We start from the raw sequence: 22,278 nt of genomic DNA, 5'->3' as shown, positions 1-22,278 counted from the left end.
CCGCGGAGAAAACCTCGGGGCGACCTTTGTGCCCGGCCGGGACCCCGGGACGCCGGGCCGCCCTGGTCAGGCGGCCCGGCGCACGCCCGCCGTTTACCGGAAGGCGCTCCAGCCGATGTGCTTGCCGTCGCCGCCGTACTGGATGAGCTGGTACGGAGCCGCACCCGCGACCCAGGTCTGGTTCGAGCGGACGCCGCGGCAGCCCTTGTGCTGCCACAGCCCGACACCGCCCATCTTGGAGCCGACGACCATCGACTTGGCCTTGTCGTTGACGCTTCCGGGCAGATTGGTGCACTTGGCGCCGCTCTTGGGGGCCACGGTCGCCTTGGTCCCCTGGTGGCCGTACTTGGTCCAGAAGCACACGGCCTTGGCCTTGCAGGACGGCTTGCGGGCCTCGGCGCTGCCCGCGGCCGACACCGTCACCGCGACCCCGTCGACCACGCGGGTCCCGGCCGGACCGAACCCGGAGTCCGGGGAGTCCGCGAGGGCGGGGGCGGTCGCCGTGAGAGGGGCGGCCAGGGCCAGGGAGCCGATCGCGACCGCGATCCTACGCTTGTTCAACTTTCTCCTCCGATGTCGATGGCCCCGGTGCCGAGGCCGCGGATCGGACCCGAGCACCCCGAAGGATGATCTTGGTCCTCGGACAATGGGACGACCGAAAGACCAATAACGTGACATCGAATGGGAGGAGGCGCGGTATTAACCGCCTACCTGCGCGAATGCTGCTTAATTTGAAATATAAACCTTGCTCGATGGGAACAGGGGAGCGTCGGCGGTGCGGCTCAGGTGCCGTCCAGGCCGAGGATGTCGACGGCCTCCGCGCGCATCTGCACCTTGCGGATCTTTCCGGTGACCGTCATCGGGAACGCGTCCACGACGTGGACGTAGCGGGGGATCTTGAAGTGCGCCAGCCGGCCGCGGCAGAACTCGCGCAGCGCGTCGGCGGTCAGCTCGGGGGCGCCCTCGCGCAGCCGCACCCAGGCCATCAGCTCCTCCCCGTACTTCTCGTCCGGGACGCCGATGACCTGCGCGTCCAGGATGTCGGGGTGGGTGTAGAGGAACTCCTCGACCTCGCGCGGGTACACGTTCTCCCCGCCGCGGATCACCATGTCCTTGATCCGGCCGGTGATGCCCAGGTAGCCGTCCTCGTCCATCACCGCGAGGTCGCCGGTGCGCATCCAGCGGGCCGCGTCGACGACCTCGGCGGTGCGGTCCGGTTCGTCCCAGTAGCCGAGCATCACCGAGTAGCCGCGCGTGCAGAACTCGCCCGGCGTGCCGCGCGGCACGGTCACGCCGGTCACCGGGTCGACGACCTTGACCTCCAGGTGCGGGTGGACGGTCCCGACCGTGGAGACGCGGCGGTCGAGCGAGTCGCCCGCGCGGGTCTGGGTGGACACCGGCGAGGTCTCGGTCATCCCGTAGCAGATCGTGACCTCGGCCATCCCGAGCCGGTCGATGACCTGCTTCATCACCTCGACCGGGCACGGCGACCCGGCCATGATCCCGGTGCGCAGGCAGGACAGGTCCAGCGTGCCCGCGGACGGCTCGTCCAGCATCGCGATGAACATCGTCGGCACGCCGTACAGCGACGTGCAGCGCTCCGCCGCGGCCGCCTCCAGCGTCGCCTTCGCCTCGAACGCGGGCGCGGGGATGACCACGCACGCGCCGTGGCTGGTCGCCGCGAGGTTGCACATCACCATGCCGAAGCAGTGGTAGAAGGGGACCGGGACGCAGATCCGGTCCTCCTCGTCGTAGCCGCACAGCTCGCCGACGAAGAAGCCGTTGTTCAGGATGTTGTGGTGCGAGAGCGTCGCGCCCTTGGGGAAGCCCGTCGTCCCGGACGTGTACTGGATGTTGATCGGGTCGTCGGGGCTCAGCTCCGCGCCGATCGCCGTGAGGACGGTCCGGTCGGCCGCGCGGCCCGTCTCCAGCAGCGCCTCCCACGCGTCCGAGCCGAGCAGCAGCACGTCGGTGAGCGCCGCGCAGCGCGGCCCGACCTCCTCGATCATCGCCGCGTAGTCGGAGGTCTTGAACGCGGGCGCCGCGACGAGCGTCCGGACGCCCGACTGGTTGAGGACGAACTCCAGCTCGTGGACGCGGTAGGCCGGGTTGATGTTCACCAGGATCGCGCCGAGCCGCGCCGTCGCGTACTGCACGAGCATCCACTCGGCGCAGTTCGGCGCCCAGATCCCGACCCGGTCGCCCTTGCCGACGCCCAGGCCGCGCAGGCCGAGCGCGACCGCGTCCACGTCGGCGGAGAACTGGTCGTAGGTCCAGCGCCGGCCCGTCGCGCGCTCGACGACGGCGTCGCGGTCGGCGTGGGAGGCGACCGTCCGGGCCAGGTTCTCGCCGATGGTGTCGCCGAGCAGCGGCACGGCGGAGGTGCCCGAGGCGTAGGAGGGGCGCGGGGGGTGCGGGGGTGTCATCGCAGGTCCTCCTCCCGGAACTCGCCCTCCGGACGGTCGTCCGCGCCCGGATGCTTGGCGATCTCGCTCGTCCGCAGCTCGACCCGGCGGATCTTCCCGGAGATCGTCTTCGGCAGGTCGCCGAACTCCAGCAGCCGCACCCGCTTGTACGGCGAGAGCTGCGCCCGGCTGTGCTCGAAGATCGATCTCGCGGTCTCGGCGGTCGGCTCCCAGCCCGCCGCGAGCGTCACGTACGCCTTCGGGACGGCGGCGCGCACCGGGTCGGGCGAGGGGACCACCGCCGCCTCCGCGACGGCGTCGTGCTCGATCAGCACGCTCTCCAGCTCGAACGGCGAGATCTTGTAGTCGGACGCCTTGAACACGTCGTCGGACCGCCCGACATAGGTGATGTATCCGTCCTCGTCCCGGGAGCCGATGTCGCCGGTGTGGTAGTAGCCGTCTGCCATCGCCTCGTCGGTGCGCGCCTCGTCACCGTGGTAGCCGACCATCAGCCCGAGCGGACGGTCCTCCAGGTCGAGGCAGATCTCGCCCTCGTCGCCCGCCACGCCGGTGACCGGGTCGACCAGCGCGATCCGGTACCCCGGGACGGGCCGTCCCATCGAGCCCGGCCGCACCGGCTGCCCCGGCGTGTTCGCGATCTGGACGGTCGTCTCGGTCTGCCCGTACCCGTCCCGGATCGTCCGGCCCCAGGCGTCCCGGACCCGCTCGATGACCTCCGGGTTGAGCGGCTCGCCCGCCGCGACGACCTCGCGGGGCGGCGCGGCGAGGCGGCCGAGATCCGCCTGGATCAGCATGCGCCACACGGTCGGCGGCGCGCAGAAACTGCTCACCCCGCAGCGGCTCATCGTGTCCAGCAGGCGGTCGGCGTCGAACCGCGTGTAGTTGAAGATGAACACGCACGCCTCGGCGTTCCACGGCGCGAACACATTGCTCCACGCGTGCTTCGCCCACCCCGGCGAGGAGATGTTCAGATGGACGTCACCGGGCCGCAGCCCGATCCAGTACATCGTCGACAGATGCCCGCCCGGATATGTGGCGTGGGTGTGCTCCACCAGTTTCGGCTTCGCCGTCGTCCCGGACGTGAAATAGAGCAGGAACGTGTCCCGCGACATCGTCAGCCCGTACGGCGAGAACTTCTCCGGCCCGTCGTAGGCGTCCGCGTACCGCAGCCAGCCCTCCACCGGATCCCCGACGGCGATCCGCGTGAAGTCGCCCTCCAGCCCGTCGAACTTCCCGGCGTCGGACGAACCCGCCACCACATGCCGGGCACGCCCCCGCGTCAGCCTGTCCTGGAGGTCGGCCGGGCCGAGCAGCGGCGTGCACGGGATCAGCACCGCGCCCAGCTTCATCGCCGCCAGGACCGTCTCCCACAACTCCACCTGGTTGCCGAGCATGAGGATGATCCGGTCGCCCCGCCGCACGCCCGCCGCCCGCAGCCGGTTCGCCACCTGGTTCGACCGCCGCGCCATGTCCGCGAACGAGAACCGCGCCTCCGAACCGTCCTCCTCGACGATCCACAGCGCCGGGGCGTCATTGTCCTCCGCGATCGCGTCGAACCAGTCCAGCGCCCAGTTGAAACCGGTCAGCACCGGCCAGCGGAACTTCTCGTACGCCGTCGCGTAGTCATCGCGATGCGCGAGCAGGAAGTCGCGCGCCGCCCGGAACTCGACTGCAGGCATGGGTGTTTCCTTTCTTTGCCCTTGGCGTCAGGCGCGGAGCGCCTTCCTTCAACGGGCAAAGCGGCGATCGCTGGCATCGCTCCGAACTCGCCTGGCGGCTCGCTCCGCGATCAGGTTCTCGCAAGCTCGAACCTGCCTTCGGACGCGATCGCAGCGCTTCAGGTTGTTGATCGGCTGGGCATCGGCTGGGGTTGGTGCGTTCGGTGGCTTGTGTTCGCGTGCTCGTTACCTCCCCGATCGTGGTCCGGTGACGTGACCTACGCCACCCCCGAACGGGGGTGGCGGGGTAGGTCTTGGTCAAAATCTCAGCCCCTGTCCAGGACCGTGGGCAGCAGGCCCAGGGGCGGGGCCCCCAGGGCCAGCAGTGCCGTGTGGAAGCGGCGCAGGGTGAAGGCCGCCCCCCAGCGGTGTTCCGCCTGGTCGCGGAGCTGGCGGATGGCCAGTTTGCCGCCGGTGTAGCAGTAACCGGAGACGGGGTCGATGAGCGTGCGGTGCGCGGCGGTGCGGGCGGCCGGGCCGTCCAGGAAGGCGTCCTCGGTGAAGCGGTGCTCGGCCTCGGCGACGGTCATCGTTCCGGTGTGCAGGCCGATCGTCGTCGCCAGGCGGGTGACGCGCCAGAGCGCGTCGCGGTAGGCGCCCACGGCGTGGCGGGCGTCGTGGTCGCGGAACCCTTCCTCGACGGCGAGTTCCTCGCAGTAGTGCGCCCAGCCTTCGGTGAACGCCTGCGAGTGCAGCGTGCGGCGGACGTCGGTGGAGGCGTGCCGGAGGGCCCGCGCATGCGAGAAGTGCCCTGGCGCGACCTCGTGGACGGCGATGTTCGGCAGCGTCGTGTAGCTGAAGATCGACAGCCATGCGTCCTGTTCGCCTTCGGGCGCGTCGGGGGCCGGGAGGTTCACGCGGAACCAGCTCGGGCCGTCGGGCTCGTAGGGGGCGGCGGGCGTCATCGTGGCCACCTCCCAGGGTTGGGACGGCGGCACCTCGCCCACCAGGCATTCGCCGTCGGTGTAGGGGACCAGCCCGCTCGCCGAGGTCCAGGCCACCGCCTCCTCCGTGACCGCGCGGGCCTCGTCGACGAGGGCGCTCGCGGGCGGGTGGTCGGAGAGGAGGTGCCGCATCGTCTCCGGCAGCGGGGCGTGGGGGTCTATCCGGTGGCAGGCGTCCCTCAGCAGGGCCCGCACGCGGGCGCGTTCCGCCTCGGCTTGGGACGCCAGGTCGTCCAGGTCGATCTCGCATGCCTCGGCCGAGGAGATCATGCGGGTCAGGGCGGTGCCGCCCAGGGCCGCCGACGGGTCGCCGTGTTCGGCCGCGCCTTCCAGGTGGGCGACGAACCGCGCGTGGGCTTTCCGGGCGGCGTCCGGTGCCTCGTGCAGGTAGTGGGCCAGGCCGCGTGCGGCGGGGAGGGTGGCCGCCGCTATGGGGGCGGGTACCCGGTCCAGGGCCCGCAGCGCCGCGTCCACCGCGTCCGGCCAGGCGGCCAGGTGGGTCAGGCGGGCTTCGCGGCGTTCCTCCTCGGGTGCGTAGGCGCGGTCGTAGCAGGCCAGGTCGAGGTTCTTGATGTGCCAGATCGGGTTCGCGCGGTGTTGTGCCAGTTCCCCGAATGTCACGCACAGTGCGTTCTCCGCCGCCGCTGCCTGGGCCTCGTCGTGCGGGTCTGTGTACACGGCCCCGCCGAGCCTCTTCAGGCCGTGCTCAACGCCCTCGGGTGACAGGTCCTGGACGGCGCCGTCGTATTCGTGCCGTCCGGCCTCCTCCCGGACGGTCGCCACGCTCAGGTCGCAGATCGCCCGTAGCCGTTCATCGCCGGTCTTCCGCATTTCGGCCCCCTTTTCGTCCGGTGCTTCCGGCGCTAGCGTTGCAGTCCACATCGCAGGCCACCCGAGCCATTGGGACGGGAATTGGACCGTTATCGCAGCGCCGACGAGCTGATCGAGATCCTCGGCGACTGGGCCACCGCCGCCGGGCCGCTCTACCGGCGCCTCGTCACCGCCGTGGCGGGCGCCATCACGTCCGGCGCGCTGGGCGCGGGCGAGCGGCTGCCGTCCGAACGCGACCTGGCCCGGACGCTCGTCATCAGCCGCGCCACCGTCACCGCCGCCTACGACGAGCTGCGCGCCCGGGGCCTGGTCGCGAGCCTGCGCGGGTCGGGGACGCGGGTCGCCGCGGGGCCGCCCGGCCCGCCGCCCGGCACCGACGGGCGCGTCCCCGGCGGCCGCGCGACGTCGATCTTCCAGCGCTTCGTGGACGGCCCCGGCGAGGTCATCTCGCTGGCCCACGCCATCGAGGGGCCGGTGCCCGACCTGCGCCAGGCGCTGCTCGACCTCGTCCGCGACGATCTGCCGCACCTGACCGCCGACGCCGGGTACCACCCGCGCGGCCTCCCGGCGCTGCGCGAGGCGATCGCCGCGCACCTCACCGGGCTCGGCCTGCCCACGGCGCCCGACCAGGTGCTGGTGACGGCCGGGGCGTCCCAGGCCATCGGTCTCGTGACGCGCATGCACCTCCGGGAACGGTCCGACGTGGTCGTGGAGTCGCCGGGCTGGCCGGGGTGTTTCGATGTGTTCCGCGCGGCCGGTGCCCGGTTGCACGGCGTCCGGCTGGACGAGGAGGGCGCCCGCGCGGACGAGATCGAGCGCGCCTTCACCGGGCGGCGGCCGTCGCTGCTGTTCGTCATGCCGACCTACCACAACCCGACCGGCGTGCTGATGTCGGCGGCGCGCCGGTCGCGGATCGCCCGGCTCGCCGAGCGGCACGGCGTCCCCGTCCTGGAGGACAACGCCTACACCGGGCTCACCGGCGAGGTCCCGCCGCCGATCGCCGCCTACGGGCGGCCCGGCGCGGAGATCCTCACCGCCGGTTCGCTCGCCAAGGCGGTGTGGGGCGGGCTGCGCATCGGGTGGATCCGCGCGTCCGCCGAGACGACCGAGCGCCTGGCCCGGCACAAGGCCCTCGCCGACCTCGGCAGCCCCGTCCTGGACCAGGCCCTCGCCGCCCGGTTCCTGCCGCGCCTGCCCGAACTGGAGGCACGCCGCTCGGCGACCGCGCGCCGGCGCCTGGACCACCTGACCGGCCTGCTCAGGGAACGCTTCCCCACCTGGCGCTGGACGCCGCCCCAGGGCGGTGCCGCGCTGTGGATCGAACTCCCCGGGATCGACGCCCGCTCCTTCGCCCACGTCGCCCTGCGCCACGGCGTGGAGATCGTCCCCGGCGCCGCCATGGACCCCGGCGGGCACCACGACGACCACATCCGCCTGCCGTTCACCTTCCCCACCGAGACCCTGACCGAGCTGGTCAACCGCCTGAGCGGCGCCTGGACGGAACTCCAGCGCTCCGCCGCCCGCCCTTCTCTGATCCTCTGACCGATGAGTTCCGGCGGTGCCGGCGGTCTGTTCTGGTAACCACCCCGACGACGGAGGTCGAGATGAGCACCACGCTGGACAAGCAGTTCACCGCGAGCCTGCGCAAGAGCCCGAACAAGGGCGGCTGGACCTATGTGGTCTGGCCCGAGTCCGCCGAGTTCTTCGGGACGCGCGGGCTGGTCAAGGTCCGGGGGACGATCGACGGGCAGCCGTTCGAGGGGTCCTTCATGGCGCTCGGGGACGGCAACCACAAGCTCGCCGTGAAGGCGTCGCTGCGCGCGGCGATCGGCAAGGATGCGGGCGACGACATCACCGTCCACCTGCGGGAGCGCGTCGGCTAGCGCTCAGAGCGCGGGGCCGGTCTCCAGGGTCGCCAGGGCCGCGTCCAGGGACTCGGGCAGGTTCAGCGCCGGGTCCTCGGCCCAGCGGATCATCAGGTCGAGCATGATGCCGAAGGCCGCGCCGGTGAGGGTGCGGACGGCGGCGTCGTCCGGCGGGCGCCCGGCGCGCTCGGCGAGGATCACGGCCACGTTGCGCATGGTGTCGGCGAAGTTGCCGAAGGCGGCGCCGCGCAGCGCGGGGACCGAGAGGATCAGGATCGCCCGCTCGCGCCCGGCGGCGAGGTCCTCGGGCGAGAACGCGCCGAGGACCTCGCGCATGGCCGCGCGCAGCGCCTCGACGGAGGTCATCCCGGCGGGCCGCGTGCGGAGCGACTCGTAGAACACCGGATCGGTGTCGTCGGTGATGACCAGGTCCTCTTTTGACGGGAAGTAGCGGAAGACGGTGGTGTGCGCGACCTCCGCCGCCTGCGCGACCTGCTCCACGGTCGTGGCCTCGTAGCCGCGCTCGCGGAACAGCCGCAGCGCGTGCCTCTGGATCGCGGCGCGCGTCCTGGCCTTCTTCAACTCCCGCAGGCCGGTGGACCTCTCCCCCATCACCCCGCCTTTCCTAGCCCGCCTCGGAGCCTACTGTCAGGCGCTCGCCCTCCACGTCCACGCTGGGCAGGACGCGGGCCAGGCGCGGCGGGAGCCACCAGCCCGCCCGTCCGAGCAGCGCCATCACGGCGGGCACGAGCGTCAGCCGCACGACGAACGCGTCGAAGAACACGGCGGCGGCGAGCGCGAAGCCGAACGACTGGACCATCGGGGTGTCCGACAGCAGGAACCCGGAGAACACGCTGATCATGATGATCGCGGCGGCGGTGACGACGCGCGCGCCGTGCGCGACGCCGGTGACGGCGGCCCGCGTGGGCTCGGCGCCGCCGACGTGCTCCTCGCGCATCCGGGTGACGAGGAAGACCTGGTAGTCCATCGCGAGCCCGAACACCATCCCGATCATCATGACCGGCAGCAGGTTGACGATGAGCCCGGACGCCTGCAAACCGAGCGGGGCGTCCAGCCAGCCCCACTGGAACACCGCGACGACCGCGCCGAACGTCGCCGCGACGCTGAGCAGGAACCCGGCGGTCGCGGTGAGCGGCACGAGCAGCGAGCGGAACACGACGAGCAGGAGCAGGAACGCGAGGCCGACGACGACCGCCAGGTAGGGCGGGAGCGCCCCGGCGAGCTTCGCGGAGGTGTCGATGTCGAGGGCGGTCTGGCCGGTGACCGCGATCGCGGTCCCGTCGCGGTCGCGGATCCGCTCGGCGCGGTCGCGGATCGCGGTGATGAGGTCGACGGTCGCCTCGTCCGCCGGGCCGGTCTTCGGCACGACGGCGACCAGGGCCGTGTCGCCGCCCTTGTCCACCCCGGCCGGTTCGGCCATGGCGACGCCGTCCAGCCGCGCGAACTCGGTCGCGACGCCCTTCGCCGCCGCCGCCGTGTCGCGCGGGGACTGCACCACCAGGGTCAGGGGGCCGTTGAAGCCGGGGCCGAAGCCGTCCGCGAGCAGGTCGTAGGCGGCGCGTTGCGTCGTCCCGGACGGGGCGGTGCCGTCGTCGGGGAACCCGAGCCGCAGGTCCAGCGCGGGGATCGCCGCGAGGAGGAGCGCCAGGACGCCGGTGAGCAGGATCGGCAGCGGGTGCGCGGTGACGAAGCGCCCCCAGCGCAGGCCCGCCGCCGCCTCCTTCAGGGTCCTGGCGCGGGTCGTCAGGGCCCGGCGGCCCGCGACGGCGAGCAGGGCGGGCAGCAGCGTGAGCGCCACGGCGACGGCCACGGCGACGGTGAAGGCGGCGGCGAGCCCGATCTGGGTGAGCACCGGGATGTCCACGACCGCGAGCCCGGCCAGCGCGATGATCACGGTGAGGCCCGCGAACACGACGGCGGACCCGGCGGTGCCGACGGCGTGCGCCGCAGCGTCCTGCGGGGAGCGCCCGCCGCCGGACGGCGCGGCCTCGTGCCGGTAGCGGGAGATGATGAACAGCGCGTAGTCGATCGCGACCGCGAGGCCGAGCATCAGCGCGAGCGCCTGGGTGTCGGAGGTCATCTCGACGAAGGCGGTCGCGGTGCCGATCGACGACAGCCCGATGCCGATCCCGGCGACGGCCGTGAGCAGCGGCAGCCCGGCGGCCACCAGCGAGCCGAGCGTGACGATCAGCACCAGCGCGGCGACGGCGACGCCGATCAGCTCCCCGGCGCCCTGCCCGGGACGCGCGACCGCGTCGCCGCCCATCTCCACGCGCAGCCCCGCGGCTTCGGCGGGCGCGGCGGCGGCGCGCAGGGCTTCGCGGTCGGCGGCCTTCATCTCGGCGGACGGGACGCGGTAGCCGACCTCCGCCAGCGCGATCCGGCCGTCCTTGGACACGGTCCGGCCGGAGTAGGGGTCGGTGGCGGAGGCGACCTGCGGGGCGGCCCTGAGCTTCGCGACGGCCTGCTCGACGGCGGCTCGCGCGCGGGGCTCGGTGACCGTGCGGCCGCCCGGCGCGGCGAACACGACGCGCGCGGTCGCGCCGCCGGTCGCGGCCTCCGGGAAGCGGCCCTTGATCAGGTCGTTCGCGCGCTGCGCCTCGGTGCCCGGGACGGTGAAGGTGTCGGGCGCGGGCTCGGACAGCGTCGCCGCGCCGAGCCCCGCCGCCACGAGGAGGGCCAGCCAGACCGTCAGCACCGTCCAGCGCCGCCGGAAGCAGAACCGGCCGAGCCGGGAGAGGGCCACCGCCATGACGGATGCTCCTTTTCGCTAGTGAGATAGCGAATAGTAGTCCACTAGTGTTTCATGTCAACGGCGGCTCCCTCTGCGGTAGCGGGTGCGGACTACCCGGGGCGGGCGATGCGCGTCCGGCCGCCCGGCGGTGACCATCGGGGGATGAGGAAGATCTTGAGGAGGATCGGCGTGCCGGCGGCCGTGTGCGCGGTCGTCGCGGGCGGCGTCGCGGCCGTGCCGGGGGCCGCCGACGCGGGCGTCCGCGACGACTGCGTCGCGGTGCCGGGCGCCGAGTGCGGAACGCTGCGGGTGCCGCTGGTGCGGTCGCGTCCCGAGCTGGGGCGGACGACCGTCGCCTACGCGGTGATCCGGCATCGCGACACGTCCCGTCCGGCGAAGGGGACCTTCACCGTCAACCCGGGCGGGCCCGGCGACTCCGCCCTCGCCTACGCCCCGATGTACGCCCAGGCGTTCGCGGGCCTGCTGCGCGACCACGACCTGCTGCTGGTCGAGCCGCGCGGGGTCGGCCGCTCCGACTCGCTCGACTGCGGCTTCGGCGGGATGCCCGCGACCCGCGACGGGTTCGTCCGCGCGATCGGCGCCTGCGGGACGGCCCTCGGAGCGCGCGCCGACGGCTACACCTCCGCCGAGACCGCCGACGACATCGACGCCGTCCGGGCGAGGCTGGGCGTCGACCGGCTGGACCTGCTCGGCGAGTCCTACGGCACCTACCTGATGACGGTCTACGCCCAGCGGCACCCGAAGCGGGTGCGGTCGATCGTGCTGTCCAGCGCGTATCCGATCGGCTTCGACATGTGGGCGCGTCCCAACGCCCGCGCCGCGCGCCGCACGATCGGCCTGCTGTGCGAGCGGAGCGGCGGCGCCTGCGACGGGCGCGCCGTCCTGCGCGACATCGACCGGCTCTCGGACCGGCTGGCCGAGCGGCCCGTCCCCTACACGACGCCGGACGGCGCACGGCGCGTCGTCGATGACACCGCGCTGGCCGCGATCGTCTACAGCGGCGGGACGGAGGGCTCCGCCGAGACGATCGGGAACCTCCCGTACGCGGTCGGAGCGGCGCTGCGCGGCGACAACGCCCCGCTGGTCGAGGCCGCCCGCGAGGCCGAGCCGATGAGCGGATCGTCCGCGCGCCGCGCCCCGGGCGCGGAGGAGGAGAGGTTCAACACGGCGCACGCCGCGGCCGTGATGTGCAACGACTACCCGACGCTGTGGGACCGCGCCGCGCCGGTCGGGACCCGCCTGCGGCAGTACGCGGCCGGACGCGCCGCCCTGCCGGACGAGGAGTTCTGGCCGTTCGGCAAGACGGCCTGGACGAGCGCGATCGAGGACCGGGGGAACACCTGCGTCCGCTGGCCCGGCCGGACGCCCGCCACCCGGCCCGTGCGCGACCGGCTGCCCGACGTCCCGGTCCTGGTCGTGTCGGGCGACCTGGACCCCAACACCCCGACCGAGGAGGGACGGCTCGCCGCGCGCCAGTTCCGCCGCGCGTCCGTCCTGGAGGTGCCGAACACCGGCCACGTCGCCGAGGGGGAGCCGACCGGCTGTGTCGCCGGTATCGAATCCGCCTTCCTGCGCGACCTGGAGGTCGGCGACACGGCGTGCCTGGCGAAGATCCCGCCCGTCGAGGTGCGGACCGCCGCCTGACCCCGGCGCCGGGCCGGCGGGACCTGTTCCCGCCGGCCCGGTGGCGTCAACTCTTGAGGAACTCCAGCAGGTCGGAGTTGAACCGCTCCTTGTCGCCGGGCACCATCCCGATGCCGTGCGAGCCGCCCTCGTACACCTTCAGGGTCGCGTCGGAGATCAGCTCCGCCGCCTTGCGGCCGGTGGCCTCCAGCGGGACGATCCGATCGTCGTCGCCGTGCACCACCAGCGTCGGGACGTCGAACCTGCGCAGATCGTCATGGAAGTCGGTCCGCGCGAAGGCGTCCACGCACTTCAGGCCCGCCTGGAGGTTCTCGTGCATGGCCATGAACCAGAAGGCGTCACGGTTGCCCTGCGTCGCCTTGCCTCCGGGATCGGCGCTGAAGAACGCCTCCGAGGCGTCTCGCCAGTATTGCGAGCGCTCGCTGAGGAGACCCTTCTTGATCTCCTCGAACGCCTGCGCGGGGACGCCCTCGGGGTTGTCGGGCCCCTGGAGCATCAGCGGCGTGATCGCCGACAGCAGCACCGCCTGGCGGACGCGGCCGGTGCCGTGCCGCCCGACGTACCGGGCGAGTTCGCCACCGCCCATCGAGTGCCCGACGAGCGTGACGTCGCGCAGGTCGAGGGTTTCGAGCAGGGCGGAGAGGTCGTTGGCGAACGTGTCGAAGTCGTAGCCGTCGAACGGCTGACTCGACCGGCCGTGCCCCCTCCGGTCGTGGGCGACGCCGCGGAACCCGTTCTCGGCCACGTGCCGCATCTGGTCGTCCCAGGCGTCGGAGTTCAGCGGCCACCCGTGGATGAACACCACGGGGCGCCCCGTCCCCCAGTCCTTGTAGTAGATCTGTTCGTCATCGTGCGTTCTCACATAGCCCATGGCGGTGCGGTACCCACGCTGAACAGCGAAAACATGGGAGGGCCCCGCGCCGGGGCCGGGCGGTCAGGTGGTGTACCGGACGGTCTCGGCGTCGCCGTCCACGTCGCCTTCCACGTCGCCTTCCACACGGCGCAGTCCCGCGTTCTCCAGCACGCGGACCGACGCCGGGTTGGACGTCTCGGCCGACGCCGTGACCCTGTCCACGCCGGGCGCGGTCAGGGCGAACGCGACGAGGGCGCGGGCCGCCTCGGTGGCGTAGCCGCGGCCCCGCCGGGACGGGACGACGCCGTAGCCGAACTCGACGGCGCCTCCGGCGGGCGGCCAGAAGAGCCCGGCGGAGCCGACGACGAGGCCGGTCGCGCGTTCGACGATCTGGCGCTGGCCGTACTCGCCGAACGCGGACGGCGTCTCGGCGACGAGGCCCGCTATGACGCGGTCGCCGTCGGCGGGGAAGTCGCCGGCCCAGTGGGCGGGCCGGGCGCCGCCGGTGACGGCGGACACCTCTTCGGGCGTCCACGCGCGCAGCGCGAGCCGGGCGGTGCACAGTTCGATGGTGGTCAGGCCCGGAAAGGGCTGGTCTGGAACGGACAAGCGAAGCTCCTGGTCGTATCGGACGACCGGGCCGCGCTCAGTCCCGCGCGGCCCGGGTGAGAGCATGCCGACGAAGCCCGGCGCGGGCCATATTCATCAACCCCCCTCGTCCCAGGAGCGGACAGCGACCAGGAGACTATGTCACGGCTTGGGGATGTACGGCGGAGCCACGCCCCAGTCCCAGTGCGGCATCGGGGCCTGGAGCGGCGGCCTGGCGTCAGGTTGGGAGTTCTCGACGGCGATCCGCGTGCCCCACTCGATGTAGCCGGTGAACGCGGCGCGGAACTCGGGGTCGGAGGGCAGGCCGACCTCGTCCGCGGCGTCCATGAGCAGGCTCACCCAGCGGCGCCGCTGCGGCTCGGTGATGGCCCGGCCGAGGTGCTGCCGCACCATGTGGTCGTAGCCGCCGCGCTCACCGCTGTAGCGCTCGGGACCGCGGAAGACCTCGGCCAGCCACAGCGCGACGTAGTGCGGATGCCCGGCGTCCATGTGGGCGAACAGCGGGCCGATCACGTCGTCCTCGACGACCCGCGCGTAGAAGACCTCGGTGAGCCGCTCGAACGCCTCGGCGCCGCCCGCCCACTCGTACAGGGTCGGGACGGACGAGCCGGTGCCGCGCACACCCGTCCGCTCGTAGTGCCGCATCTCCTCGATCCGCTTCACGTAGGGCTTGATCGCGGAGAAGAACGCGGGGAAGTGCTCGCCGCCGCGGAAGCCCTCCATGTGGTCCTCGGCGGACGTCCAGCGGATGCGCAGAACGTAGGACGCGGGCTCCTCGACGCACCGCGACAGCTCGTAGTCCACGCACTGCGGCGCGGCCGACAGCTGGACGGCGGCCTCGGCGTAGGCGGCCTCGAACGCCTCCGCCTCCCCGGGGTCGATCCGGTAGCGGACATATTCGACGATCATCGCGGCTCCCCCTGGCGTCCGGTCGGGTGACCAACGTAGCGTAATGGAAGTAACGGTGTAATCACCCGACCGGAGGCCCGGGTAGGTCACCCCCGGGCGCGCCTGGCCCAGACGACGCCGCCGCCCGCGAGCGCGACCAGCAGCGCGCCGAGCCCGACCCACAGCCAGCCGGACGAACCGCCCGAGCCGTCCTCGGGCTCCGGCGTCGCCACCCCGGCGGCCGAGACGCCGCCGCCCGCGCCCTGCACCGTGAATTTGAACGTGCCCGTGACGGGGTGGCCGTCCGACGCGACGACGCGCCACCCGACCGTGTACCGTCCGCCCGGCAGGCTCTCGGTGACCGGCACGGTGACCGTGTTGTCGACCGCCTCCGCCTTGCCCGCCGCGTGCCGCGCGCCCGCGCCGTCGGTCAGCACGATCTGCGGCACCATCACCGGGTCGGCGTAGGTCAGGACGATCCTGGACGGCGCGGCCCCGGTCGAGTTCGGCGCCGGGGTCGCCGACCTCAGCGTCGTGTGCGCTGACGCCGGGGCGGCGCCGAGCGCCGTCACCAGCCCGGCGGCGGCCGCCGCCGCCGCGACCCGCGCGATCATGCCCGGCCCCGCGCGCGGGACAGGCCGTACCCGCCGACGCCGAGCCCGATCACGCCGACCGCGACGCCGATGCCGCCGAGCACCCGCGCGGTGCCGTCGCTCGCGTCCTCCTCGGCAGGCGCCGCGGCGGCGGGCTTCACCTGGGCGGTCGGCCCGGTCGCGGCGGCCTGCGCGGCGCCCTTCGGCGTCAGCTTCAACTCCGGCGCCGGGTGCTCGGGCTCGTTCTGCCCGTCGCCCGGGTCCTGGTCCCACTTGACGACCTCGCCGCCCGTGTAGGTCTGCTCGGCCTTGAAGAGCATCCGGGTGGCGTTCGAGGGCAGCGGGCCCATCGACACGTCGAACTCCTGGAACTGCCCGGCGTCGATCTTGCCGCCGCTCCAGGTGATCCGCGAGACGGCCTCGGTGAGCTTGGACCCCTCCATCTCCACGGGGGTCTTGAGCTTGGACTTCTCCACCTTCACCGTCCAGCCGGGAACGGGCCGGACCGACACGAACGCGACCGGCGTGTCGGTCGGCAGGTCCACCTGGACCTTGGTGGTCGAGGCGTCGTCGCGCTCGTTCGGCACCCGGAAGGAGACCTTGGTGAACCCGCCCTGCTCGGCGGTCCCGGGGTTCACGGTGACATGGGCGGACGCGGCGGCGGCGAGCCCGAAGACCGACAGCGCGGCCAGGGCGCCGACCGTCGACAGGCGGCGGGCTGAGACGGTGGGCAGAGCGAAGACAGCAGGCATGGTCGTTTTCCGTTCGAGACGCAGGTGAAAGAGCCGGACGCGCGCCGCGTCCGGTGGCGTGTGGCGCTCAGCCCCAGGCGAGCGCCCTCGAACGGTCCGGCGGCCCGCGCCGGAAGACCTGGTGCCGCAGCACCTCGCCGATCGCCGCGACGGCGTCCGCCGCCACGACCCTGATACGGACGACCGGCGCGACCGGTTCGACCACGAGCAGCCTCGGCAGCGGGACCGGCCGCTCGGCCAGCCGCCGCGCCAGCGACCACGCCGCCCGCTCGCCCCGCCGCAACCACAGCGCCGCGAGGACGGCGGCGGCGACGTGCGCGAGCGTCATCGACACACCCGACCCGCGCGCCGCCGGATGCGCGTCCGACGCGTGGTGGATCATGGGCTGGGTCGCGGCGCCGAACAGCGTGTGCAGCGCGAACTGCCCGCCGAGGAGCCCGCCCAGGAGCGTCGCGAGCGACCGCTCATGCCCGGCGAGGGTCAGCGATACACCCAATACAGCAGCGAACCCGGTCAGCACCGCCCACGCGGGCACCACGTCCCGGGACGAGAGGGAGTGCCCCACCGCCGCCAGCGTCACGCAGACGGTGGCGAACACCGTCGAGCGCGCCGTGCGGAGCAGTGGTTGCGGGAGCACCGACCCATCGTCCCACCCGCGGCGCCGGATGTGGAGGCGCCCTTTGGAAGAAGCCGGGACACGCCCAACATCTGGGGCCCACCAAAGTGCGCTCGCCTACATGTAGGGTTTGAGGCCCGTGCTGGACCGCCCCCGCCGCATTCGGCGGGGGCGATGTGTTCAGAACTTTCCAGGCAGGGCATCCGTTGAACGGACAAGGCCAGGCCGAGGAGGCTGAACGTGGCATCTGCCATCGACCGCATCAGACGATTCATCAACAGCCCCCAGGGACGCAAGGCGCGCGCACGAGCCGAACGCGCCGCGAGGGACCCGCGCACGCAGGCGAAGGTGCGCGGCCTCCTCGCACGGGTGCGCGGCGGCCGCCGCCACTGACCACTCCGGAGCCCGGCCCCGACGGGGCCGGGCTCCGCCGCGTCCGGGGGTGCGAGTTAGACGTACCTGCAAGTCATTTGCAATAGTGGCGGTATGGCTGACTACACGCTTCCCGACCTTCCCTACGACTACGCGGCCCTGGAACCGGCGATCACCGGCGAGATCCTGGAGCTGCACCACTCCAAGCACCACGCCGCCTACGTCAAGGGCGCCAACGACACGCTGGAGAAGCTCGCCGAGGCACGCGACAAGGAGCAGTACGGCGGCCTGGTCGGCCTGGAGAAGACGTTCGCGTTCAACCTGTCCGGGCACGTCCTGCACTCGATCTTCTGGGACAACCTCTCCCCGGACGGCGGCGACCGCCCCGACGGCGAGCTGGCCGCCGCGATCGACGAGCACTTCGGCTCGTTCGAGGCGTTCCAGAAGCAGCTGTCGAGCGCCACGTCCCTGGTGCAGGGCTCGGGCTGGGGCATCCTCGCCTGGGAGCCCCTCAGCCGCCGCCTGGTCGTCGAGCAGGTCTACGACCACCACGGCAACGTCGGCCTGAACACCACCCCGCTGCTGGTCTTCGACGCCTGGGAGCACGCCTACTACCTCCAGTACCGCAACGTGCGCCCCGACTACGTCCAGAAGCTCTGGTCCCTCGTCAACTGGACCGACGTCAAGACCCGCTTCGACAACGCCCGCGCCTGACCCCCGAAGACCACGGCGCCCTCTAGGCCGGGATCGTGCTCAGAACCTTTCCCTCGCGTCCTAGAGGGCGCCGTGCCCTTTTCTCCACGCCCATTGTCGGCGTTGTGCCTTTCCCCGCGCCCCTTGTAGGCGTCGCGCCTTTCCCCCGGGTCGCCGGTCACATGCGGGGGTTGACGACCCTGCTGATCGCCCTCGCCGCCTCCCGCGCGTCGCCGCCGCCCGCGATGTCCTCGCCCCAGGACCAGACGCCCCGGACCCCTCCGCCGCCGTCGAGGCGGCGGGTGCGGACGGTCTCGGCGAACCGGCCGCCGCTCTCGCCCACGACGTGGAGGAAGGGCGCCCCGGTTCCGAACGGCTGCCTGATCGAGGTCTTGAACCCGCCGGCCGCGTCGAGCACCTCGACCACGGCCCGGAGCCAGCTCACCTCGACGTCGTACGGCTGCGCCTCGGCCGGCTGCGGAGTTTGTTGGGACGTGGGGGAATAGTTGTGATTGGTGATTTGTGGGGGGATTTCTCCGCTTTTGGACTGGTCTAACGTCATCGGAAACTCCGGGTCCGGGGGGATTCTGGTGGGGATCTTCGTTGGTGTGCTTCACTGCTTAAACGTTCGTTGTCTCGCTCAGAGTGCTGGACCCCGGACGGACTGGTCAACCAACCATGTCGGAAGCGGCATGAGCTTCAATCAGTTCGGCCACTGAGTGATTGTTCGGCGCAACTGATCGGGGAAGTTGCCGAAGAGTGGAGGAAGCACGCGCATGGCGGGTCTGAGTGCCAACGACATCGCGGCAGTCCTGCGAGATCGGATTCTCAGAGAGAACTCGCCGTACCCCCGGGGCTCGGATTTCCCCAGCCAGCGCGCGCTCGCGGCCGAGTTCGGCGTGAGCGACAGTACGATCAACCGCGCGCTTCAAGGACTGCGCAGGCAGGGCTTGCTCAGCTTGGGCCAAGGACGAAAGACGAAGGTGACCCACATGCCCCAGATCACCAGGGACGCACGCGATCGATACAACGAGGCGAAACGCGTCGAGGATCGCGGCGGGTTCGCCGCCGAGGTGCGCCGTCAGGGAATGACGCCGCGCTCGGAGACCAGCGTGCGCCGGGAGGTGCCGCCGGCCAGGATCGCCGAGTTCCTCGGCATCGACCAGGACGCCCAGGTCCTGGTCCGCGACCGCGACATGTACGCCGACGACACCCTCGTGCAGAAGGCGCCGTCCTACATTCCCGGCGAGATCGCGTTCGGCACTCGGCTGGAGGACCTCACCCAGCCGACCGGCGGCATGCTCACCACGATGAAGGACCTCGGGCACGAGGAGGTCTACGCCGACGAGTACCTGACGCTGTCCCGGCCTCCGACGGGCGGTGAGCAGGAATTCTTCGACATCCAGGACGACCAGCCGGTCTTCGAGCTCTACCACGTCGCCATCGACGTGAACGGTCGCGCGGTCGAGGTCTCCTGGCATCGCGGGCCGGTGCATCTGTGGGGCGAGTTCGTCTACCGCGTCCAGATCAAGAGGTCGTAGCCGGTCGCCGCGGCCCCAGCGGGAAACGTATCCCTGGGGCCGCCGCCACCGATGCGCCGTGCTCGGTCCGAAGCCGTTCCCGACCGCTTCGAATCATGCGGTCATTTGCGTCGGTGTTCGATTCCTTCGATGCCGACTTCCTCCGTCAACGGGACGTGTCCTCGGCGTTCAGGTGCGACCTGAAGCGGCTGTAGGCGAAGTAGACGAGGCAGCCGAGGGCGAACCACACCGCGAAGCGCACCCAGGTTTCCCACTGGAGGAAGGTGATCAGCCAGATCGAGAAGACGACGCCGATGACGGGCACGACCGGCATGCCGGGGGTGCGGAACTCGCGGGGCAGGTCGGGGCGCTTGTAACGCAGGACGATCACGGCGATGCAGACGACGATGAAGGCCAGCAGAATGCCGATGTTGGTGAGCTCGGCCGCTTCCGCGATGGGCAGGAATCCGGCGATGACCGCCGATCCGGCGCCGAGGATCCAGGTGATGCGGGTCGGGACGTGGCGGGTCGCGTGGGTCTTGGCGAACCAGGCGGGGAGCAGGCCGTCGCGGCTCATCGAGAACCAGACGCGGGTGGCGCCCATCATGAACGTGAACAGGACCGTCAGCACGCCGAGGATCGCGCCGACCGCGATGACGGCGCCGAGCGCGTCCATGCCGACGGAGTCGAAGGCGGAGGAGAACGCCGCGTTCGGGTCGATGTCGCGGTAGTCGACCATGCCGGTGAGGACCAGGCAGGCGAGGACGTACAGGACCATCGAGATCGCGAGCGAGTAGATGATCGCCTTCGGCATGTGCTTGCGGGCCTCCTGCGACTCCTCGGCGGCGGTCGACATCGCGTCGTAGCCGAAGACGGCGAAGAAGACGGTCGCGGCCCCGGTGAAGGCCCCCGACCAGCCGAAGGGCAGGAACGGCGAGTAGTTCCCGCTGTGGATCTTGAAGACGCCGACGACGATGACCAGCAGGACGATGCCGACCTTGAGGTAGACCAGCGCGGTCTCGAACCGGGCGGCGTTCTTCATGCCGAGGTTGAGGATCCAGGCGATCAGCAGGCAGAGCAGGGCGGCGAACAGGTTGACCTTGTAGCTGCCGTCCGCGACGCCCTTGGGTTCGGTGCCGGGCGCGCCGACCATCCACAGCGGCAGGTCGATGTCCAGGAAGCCGAGCAGGTCGTTGAAGTAGCCGGAGATGCCGATCGCGACCACCGCCACGATCGCGGTGTACTCCAGCAGCAGGTCCCAGCCGATCGCCCAGCCGGTGAACTCGCCGAGCACCGCGTACCCGTAGGTGTAGGCGGACCCGGCGCGCGGGATGAGGCCGGCGAACTCCGCGTAGGAGAACGCCGCCGCCGCGCTCGCGATGCCGGCGACGAGGAACGAGATCAGGACGCCGGGTCCGGCCTTCTCGTTCGCGACCGCGCCGGCCAGCGAGAAGATCCCGGCGCCGATGATCCCGCCGACGCCGATCGCGGTGAGCTGCCACAGCCCCAGCGTCCGGGTGAGGCCGGAGGGGGCGTTTTCGTCGTCGATCTGCTCGATGGGTTTGCGGCGGAGCATCCCGTCCAACACCGAGGCCATCCGTCTACCTCCCGACGTCTCCCGCGCCAGTGCGGGCCACCGTGACTCTGCCGAGGAATCCCTGACCGGACAAGGCCATCTAGATCACGATTCAGGCAAGTCGGCCCGTCCGCCCCCATCCTGTGTGTATCGACACCCAGGAGGAACCCGTGCCGCACATCGCCCTCGGAAACGACGCCCCGGGCATCCTGTCGCTGTTCGCCTACCGTCCCGAGACCGCGCGACCGATGAACGAGCTGGCCGAGATCCTGCTGCGGGGGCCGAGCACGCTGACGCGCGGCGCGCGCGAGCTGATCGCGGCCTATGTGTCCTCCCTCAACGACTGCGACTTCTGCGCGTCGTCGCATTCGGCGTTCGCGGCGGCGCAGCTTCCCGAGGGCATGGAGCTGGTCGACCGTGTCCGCGCCGATCTGGAGGGCGCGCCGATCCCCGAGAAGCTGCGGGCGCTGCTGCGGGTGGCCGGAGCGGTCCAGGCGAGCGGGCAGGACGTCCGTCCGGAGGACATCGCGGCGGCGCGGGCCGCCGGGGCGACCGATCTGGAACTGCACGACACCGTCCTGATAGCGGCGGCGTTCTGCATGTTCAACCGGTATGTGGACGGGCTCGCGACCACCGTCCCCGACAATCCGGCCGACTACGAGGCCGTCGCCAAGGTGATCGTCGAAGGGGGCTACCAGGCCCTGTGAGCCGGGACGCTCAGGAGAGCACCCTGTGCGTCAGCAGCTGCTCGAAGTCGGCCTCGAAGCGCTCGTAGAGGGAGCGCAGGTCGGGGCCCGGCCACTCACGGGGAAGCAGTTCCGGCGGCAGGATCGGGTCCCGCAGGAGGTGGCGGAGCGCGGCGGCCGCGAGCGTGAACTTCTCGGGCGTCGTGGCGGCGCGGTGGAGGGCGTCGAGCAGGGCGCGGGCGGAGGCCGCCCAGCCGCCCAGGTCCCACAGCGACGCGGCGAGCGCGACGGGGTCGGCCTCGGGGCGCGCGGTGAGGAACGTGCACTGCCGCACCACGGTCCCCGGACGCGGGCGGATCAGGTTCGCCGGACGCAGCCAGGTGCCCTCGCGGAGTTCGGCGAGCCGCAGCCCGGACATCGCCTGGCGGAGCGCGGCGCGCTCGGTGGCGGGACGGCGCTCGGCGGTGATGACGGCGATCTCCCAGGTGCCGTCCCAGTCGCGGGTGTGCGGCAGGCGGCTCTCGTCCTGGCGGGCCTGCCGGGCGAGGAGGCGCTCGGTCAGCGCGTACATGCCCTCGTCCTGGACGAGGTCGCCCGAGGCGACCATCCGCGACAGCGCCACCCGGATCGTGCCCTCCGCGATGCCGAACAGGTCACCGGCGCGCACGAGGTAGCGGGCGGGGAGCCGGGGCGGGTGGACGCCCAGCAGCGTGCTCAGCACCACCGATCGGGCGGTGAGCGGCCGGATCTCCAGGGGGTGAGAGGTCATGTCTGCCCAAAACCCTACCCGCCGGTCGTGCGCCGCGAGCGGGCCTCCGCTCTCTTCCGCACGCCGTCTTCCCCTGTGGCACGTGCCGACCGACCTCGGAGAACCGCCCTACCCGGCGGCGACGCGCGGAACGCGAGGTATGGCCAT

The 22,278-nt window shown here is 72.0% G+C and carries 22 protein-coding genes and 1 pseudogene; 8 read left to right on the top strand and 15 right to left on the bottom strand.

The window, feature by feature from the left end; translation table 11 throughout:
- Nucleotides 1–93 precede the first annotated feature (93 nt).
- The 4 genes from KLI87_RS04840 to KLI87_RS04825 all read right to left on the bottom strand — a co-directional run bounded on the left by KLI87_RS04840 (nucleotide 94) and on the right by KLI87_RS04825 (nucleotide 5,919).
- Nucleotides 94–561 carry a peptidase inhibitor family I36 protein gene (locus KLI87_RS04840; RefSeq protein WP_173390633.1) on the bottom strand — a complete coding sequence of 156 codons (468 nt, stop codon included), beginning with the start codon at nucleotides 559–561 and terminating at the stop codon, nucleotides 94–96.
- Between the two features lie 221 nt (nucleotides 562–782).
- Nucleotides 783–2,426, bottom strand: coding sequence for an AMP-binding protein (locus KLI87_RS04835; RefSeq protein WP_214615969.1), 1,644 nt, complete (start codon nucleotides 2,424–2,426; stop codon nucleotides 783–785).
- On the bottom strand, nucleotides 2,423–4,105 hold the full coding sequence (locus KLI87_RS04830) for an AMP-binding protein (RefSeq protein ID WP_214615968.1): 1,683 nt from the start codon (nucleotides 4,103–4,105) through the stop codon (nucleotides 2,423–2,425). Before KLI87_RS04830 ends, KLI87_RS04835 begins: the two co-directional genes overlap by 4 nt.
- A 305-nt stretch (nucleotides 4,106–4,410) precedes the next feature.
- Nucleotides 4,411–5,919 (bottom strand): DUF885 family protein, encoded by a 1,509-nt coding sequence (locus KLI87_RS04825; protein WP_214615967.1) that lies wholly within the window; start codon nucleotides 5,917–5,919, stop codon nucleotides 4,411–4,413.
- An 81-nt stretch (nucleotides 5,920–6,000) separates the two neighbouring features.
- Between KLI87_RS04825 and KLI87_RS04820 the strand changes: the two genes are divergently transcribed.
- Together KLI87_RS04820 and KLI87_RS04815 are read left to right on the top strand one after the other, a co-directional pair.
- A complete protein-coding gene (locus KLI87_RS04820) occupies nucleotides 6,001–7,461 on the top strand; it encodes a PLP-dependent aminotransferase family protein (protein WP_250903480.1) in 1,461 nt (486 codons plus the stop codon).
- Nucleotides 7,462–7,523: 62 nt separating this feature from the next.
- Nucleotides 7,524–7,802, top strand: a complete 279-nt coding sequence (locus tag KLI87_RS04815; protein WP_214615966.1) for a DUF1905 domain-containing protein — start codon at nucleotides 7,524–7,526, stop codon at nucleotides 7,800–7,802.
- 3 nt (nucleotides 7,803–7,805) lie between these two features.
- Here KLI87_RS04815 and KLI87_RS04810 read toward each other — a convergent pair whose 3' ends face one another.
- Together KLI87_RS04810 and KLI87_RS04805 are read right to left on the bottom strand one after the other, a co-directional pair.
- Nucleotides 7,806–8,396: a TetR family transcriptional regulator gene (locus KLI87_RS04810; protein ID WP_214615965.1), complete on the bottom strand. Its 591-nt coding sequence runs from the start codon at nucleotides 8,394–8,396 to the stop codon at nucleotides 7,806–7,808.
- A gap of 13 nt (nucleotides 8,397–8,409) precedes the next feature.
- Entirely contained in the window at nucleotides 8,410–10,557 is a 2,148-nt protein-coding gene (locus tag KLI87_RS04805) for an MMPL family transporter (RefSeq protein ID WP_214615964.1), read from the bottom strand.
- A gap of 144 nt (nucleotides 10,558–10,701) precedes the next feature.
- On the opposite strand from KLI87_RS04805, the gene KLI87_RS04800 reads away from it, so the two are divergent.
- Entirely contained in the window at nucleotides 10,702–12,204 is a 1,503-nt protein-coding gene (locus tag KLI87_RS04800; protein ID WP_214615963.1) for an alpha/beta fold hydrolase, read from the top strand.
- Nucleotides 12,205–12,250: 46 nt separating this feature from the next.
- Here the strand turns inward: KLI87_RS04800 and KLI87_RS04795 are convergent, their stop codons facing one another.
- From KLI87_RS04795 to KLI87_RS04770, 6 genes are all read right to left on the bottom strand, one after another.
- Nucleotides 12,251–13,075 carry an alpha/beta fold hydrolase gene (locus KLI87_RS04795; protein ID WP_156214659.1) on the bottom strand — a complete coding sequence of 275 codons (825 nt, stop codon included), beginning with the start codon at nucleotides 13,073–13,075 and terminating at the stop codon, nucleotides 12,251–12,253.
- Between the two features lie 63 nt (nucleotides 13,076–13,138).
- On the bottom strand, nucleotides 13,139–13,666 hold the full coding sequence (locus KLI87_RS04790) for a GNAT family N-acetyltransferase (RefSeq protein ID WP_250903479.1): 528 nt from the start codon (nucleotides 13,664–13,666) through the stop codon (nucleotides 13,139–13,141).
- A 141-nt stretch (nucleotides 13,667–13,807) separates the two neighbouring features.
- Nucleotides 13,808–14,575 (bottom strand): group II truncated hemoglobin, encoded by a 768-nt coding sequence (locus tag KLI87_RS04785; protein ID WP_214615961.1) that lies wholly within the window; start codon nucleotides 14,573–14,575, stop codon nucleotides 13,808–13,810.
- Between the two features lie 86 nt (nucleotides 14,576–14,661).
- A complete protein-coding gene (locus KLI87_RS04780; RefSeq protein WP_214615960.1) occupies nucleotides 14,662–15,168 on the bottom strand; it encodes a copper resistance protein CopC in 507 nt (168 codons plus the stop codon).
- Complete coding sequence (locus tag KLI87_RS04775) at nucleotides 15,165–15,899, bottom strand: YcnI family protein (protein WP_214615959.1); 735 nt, start codon at nucleotides 15,897–15,899, stop codon at nucleotides 15,165–15,167. The genes KLI87_RS04780 and KLI87_RS04775 overlap by 4 nt, the downstream gene beginning before the upstream one ends.
- Nucleotides 15,900–15,966: 67 nt before the next feature.
- Complete coding sequence (locus tag KLI87_RS04770; protein WP_214615958.1) at nucleotides 15,967–16,536, bottom strand: MFS transporter; 570 nt, start codon at nucleotides 16,534–16,536, stop codon at nucleotides 15,967–15,969.
- Nucleotides 16,537–16,755: 219 nt separating this feature from the next.
- On the opposite strand from KLI87_RS04770, the gene KLI87_RS04765 reads away from it, so the two are divergent.
- Entirely contained in the window at nucleotides 16,756–16,908 is a 153-nt protein-coding gene (locus tag KLI87_RS04765; RefSeq protein ID WP_173390635.1) for a hypothetical protein, read from the top strand.
- Between the two features lie 93 nt (nucleotides 16,909–17,001).
- Nucleotides 17,002–17,601 (top strand): superoxide dismutase, encoded by a 600-nt coding sequence (locus KLI87_RS04760; protein WP_156214665.1) that lies wholly within the window; start codon nucleotides 17,002–17,004, stop codon nucleotides 17,599–17,601.
- Between the two features lie 157 nt (nucleotides 17,602–17,758).
- On the opposite strand, the gene KLI87_RS04755 is transcribed toward KLI87_RS04760, so the two are convergent.
- Complete coding sequence (locus KLI87_RS04755; protein WP_156214666.1) at nucleotides 17,759–18,025, bottom strand: hypothetical protein; 267 nt, start codon at nucleotides 18,023–18,025, stop codon at nucleotides 17,759–17,761.
- A 331-nt stretch (nucleotides 18,026–18,356) separates the two neighbouring features.
- Here KLI87_RS04755 and KLI87_RS41825 point away from each other — a divergent pair.
- Both KLI87_RS41825 and KLI87_RS04750 read left to right on the top strand, forming a co-directional pair.
- Nucleotides 18,357–18,554, top strand: a pseudogene (locus tag KLI87_RS41825) (GntR family transcriptional regulator); the annotation flags it as partial.
- 18 nt (nucleotides 18,555–18,572) lie between these two features.
- A complete protein-coding gene (locus KLI87_RS04750; RefSeq protein ID WP_242882412.1) occupies nucleotides 18,573–19,121 on the top strand; it encodes a UTRA domain-containing protein in 549 nt (182 codons plus the stop codon).
- A 145-nt stretch (nucleotides 19,122–19,266) separates the two neighbouring features.
- On the opposite strand, the gene KLI87_RS04745 is transcribed toward KLI87_RS04750, so the two are convergent.
- Nucleotides 19,267–20,697: an amino acid permease gene (locus KLI87_RS04745; RefSeq protein ID WP_214615956.1), complete on the bottom strand. Its 1,431-nt coding sequence runs from the start codon at nucleotides 20,695–20,697 to the stop codon at nucleotides 19,267–19,269.
- A gap of 149 nt (nucleotides 20,698–20,846) precedes the next feature.
- Between KLI87_RS04745 and KLI87_RS04740 the strand changes: the two genes are divergently transcribed.
- On the top strand, nucleotides 20,847–21,383 hold the full coding sequence (locus KLI87_RS04740) for a carboxymuconolactone decarboxylase family protein (protein ID WP_214615955.1): 537 nt from the start codon (nucleotides 20,847–20,849) through the stop codon (nucleotides 21,381–21,383).
- Nucleotides 21,384–21,393: 10 nt separating this feature from the next.
- On the opposite strand, the gene KLI87_RS04735 is transcribed toward KLI87_RS04740, so the two are convergent.
- On the bottom strand, nucleotides 21,394–22,131 hold the full coding sequence (locus KLI87_RS04735; protein WP_214615954.1) for a PaaX family transcriptional regulator C-terminal domain-containing protein: 738 nt from the start codon (nucleotides 22,129–22,131) through the stop codon (nucleotides 21,394–21,396).
- Nucleotides 22,132–22,278 lie beyond the last annotated feature (147 nt).

Source organism: Actinomadura sp. NEAU-AAG7, assembly GCF_018603865.1.
In the GTDB taxonomy this organism is placed as follows: domain Bacteria; phylum Actinomycetota; class Actinomycetes; order Streptosporangiales; family Streptosporangiaceae; genus Spirillospora; species Spirillospora litoris.
This window is presented reverse-complemented; position numbering and strand designations above follow the sequence as displayed.

Coding starts and splice junctions, on each gene's coding strand:
- KLI87_RS04775 (WP_214615959.1), bottom strand. CDS start 15,899: ATGCCTGCTGTCTTCGCTCTGCCCACCGTCTCAGCCCGCCGCCTGTCG.
- KLI87_RS04760 (WP_156214665.1), top strand. CDS start 17,002: ATGGCTGACTACACGCTTCCCGACCTTCCCTACGACTACGCGGCCCTG.
- KLI87_RS04745 (WP_214615956.1), bottom strand. CDS start 20,697: ATGGCCTCGGTGTTGGACGGGATGCTCCGCCGCAAACCCATCGAGCAG.
- KLI87_RS04810 (WP_214615965.1), bottom strand. CDS start 8,396: ATGGGGGAGAGGTCCACCGGCCTGCGGGAGTTGAAGAAGGCCAGGACG.
- KLI87_RS04785 (WP_214615961.1), bottom strand. CDS start 14,575: ATGATCGTCGAATATGTCCGCTACCGGATCGACCCCGGGGAGGCGGAG.
- KLI87_RS04735 (WP_214615954.1), bottom strand. CDS start 22,131: ATGACCTCTCACCCCCTGGAGATCCGGCCGCTCACCGCCCGATCGGTG.
- KLI87_RS04805 (WP_214615964.1), bottom strand. CDS start 10,557: ATGGCGGTGGCCCTCTCCCGGCTCGGCCGGTTCTGCTTCCGGCGGCGC.
- KLI87_RS04800 (WP_214615963.1), top strand. CDS start 10,702: ATGAGGAAGATCTTGAGGAGGATCGGCGTGCCGGCGGCCGTGTGCGCG.
- KLI87_RS04835 (WP_214615969.1), bottom strand. CDS start 2,426: ATGACACCCCCGCACCCCCCGCGCCCCTCCTACGCCTCGGGCACCTCC.
- KLI87_RS04795 (WP_156214659.1), bottom strand. CDS start 13,075: ATGGGCTATGTGAGAACGCACGATGACGAACAGATCTACTACAAGGAC.
- KLI87_RS04825 (WP_214615967.1), bottom strand. CDS start 5,919: ATGCGGAAGACCGGCGATGAACGGCTACGGGCGATCTGCGACCTGAGC.
- KLI87_RS04830 (WP_214615968.1), bottom strand. CDS start 4,105: ATGCCTGCAGTCGAGTTCCGGGCGGCGCGCGACTTCCTGCTCGCGCAT.
- KLI87_RS04780 (WP_214615960.1), bottom strand. CDS start 15,168: ATGATCGCGCGGGTCGCGGCGGCGGCGGCCGCCGCCGGGCTGGTGACG.
- KLI87_RS04750 (WP_242882412.1), top strand. CDS start 18,573: ATGCCCCAGATCACCAGGGACGCACGCGATCGATACAACGAGGCGAAA.
- KLI87_RS04815 (WP_214615966.1), top strand. CDS start 7,524: ATGAGCACCACGCTGGACAAGCAGTTCACCGCGAGCCTGCGCAAGAGC.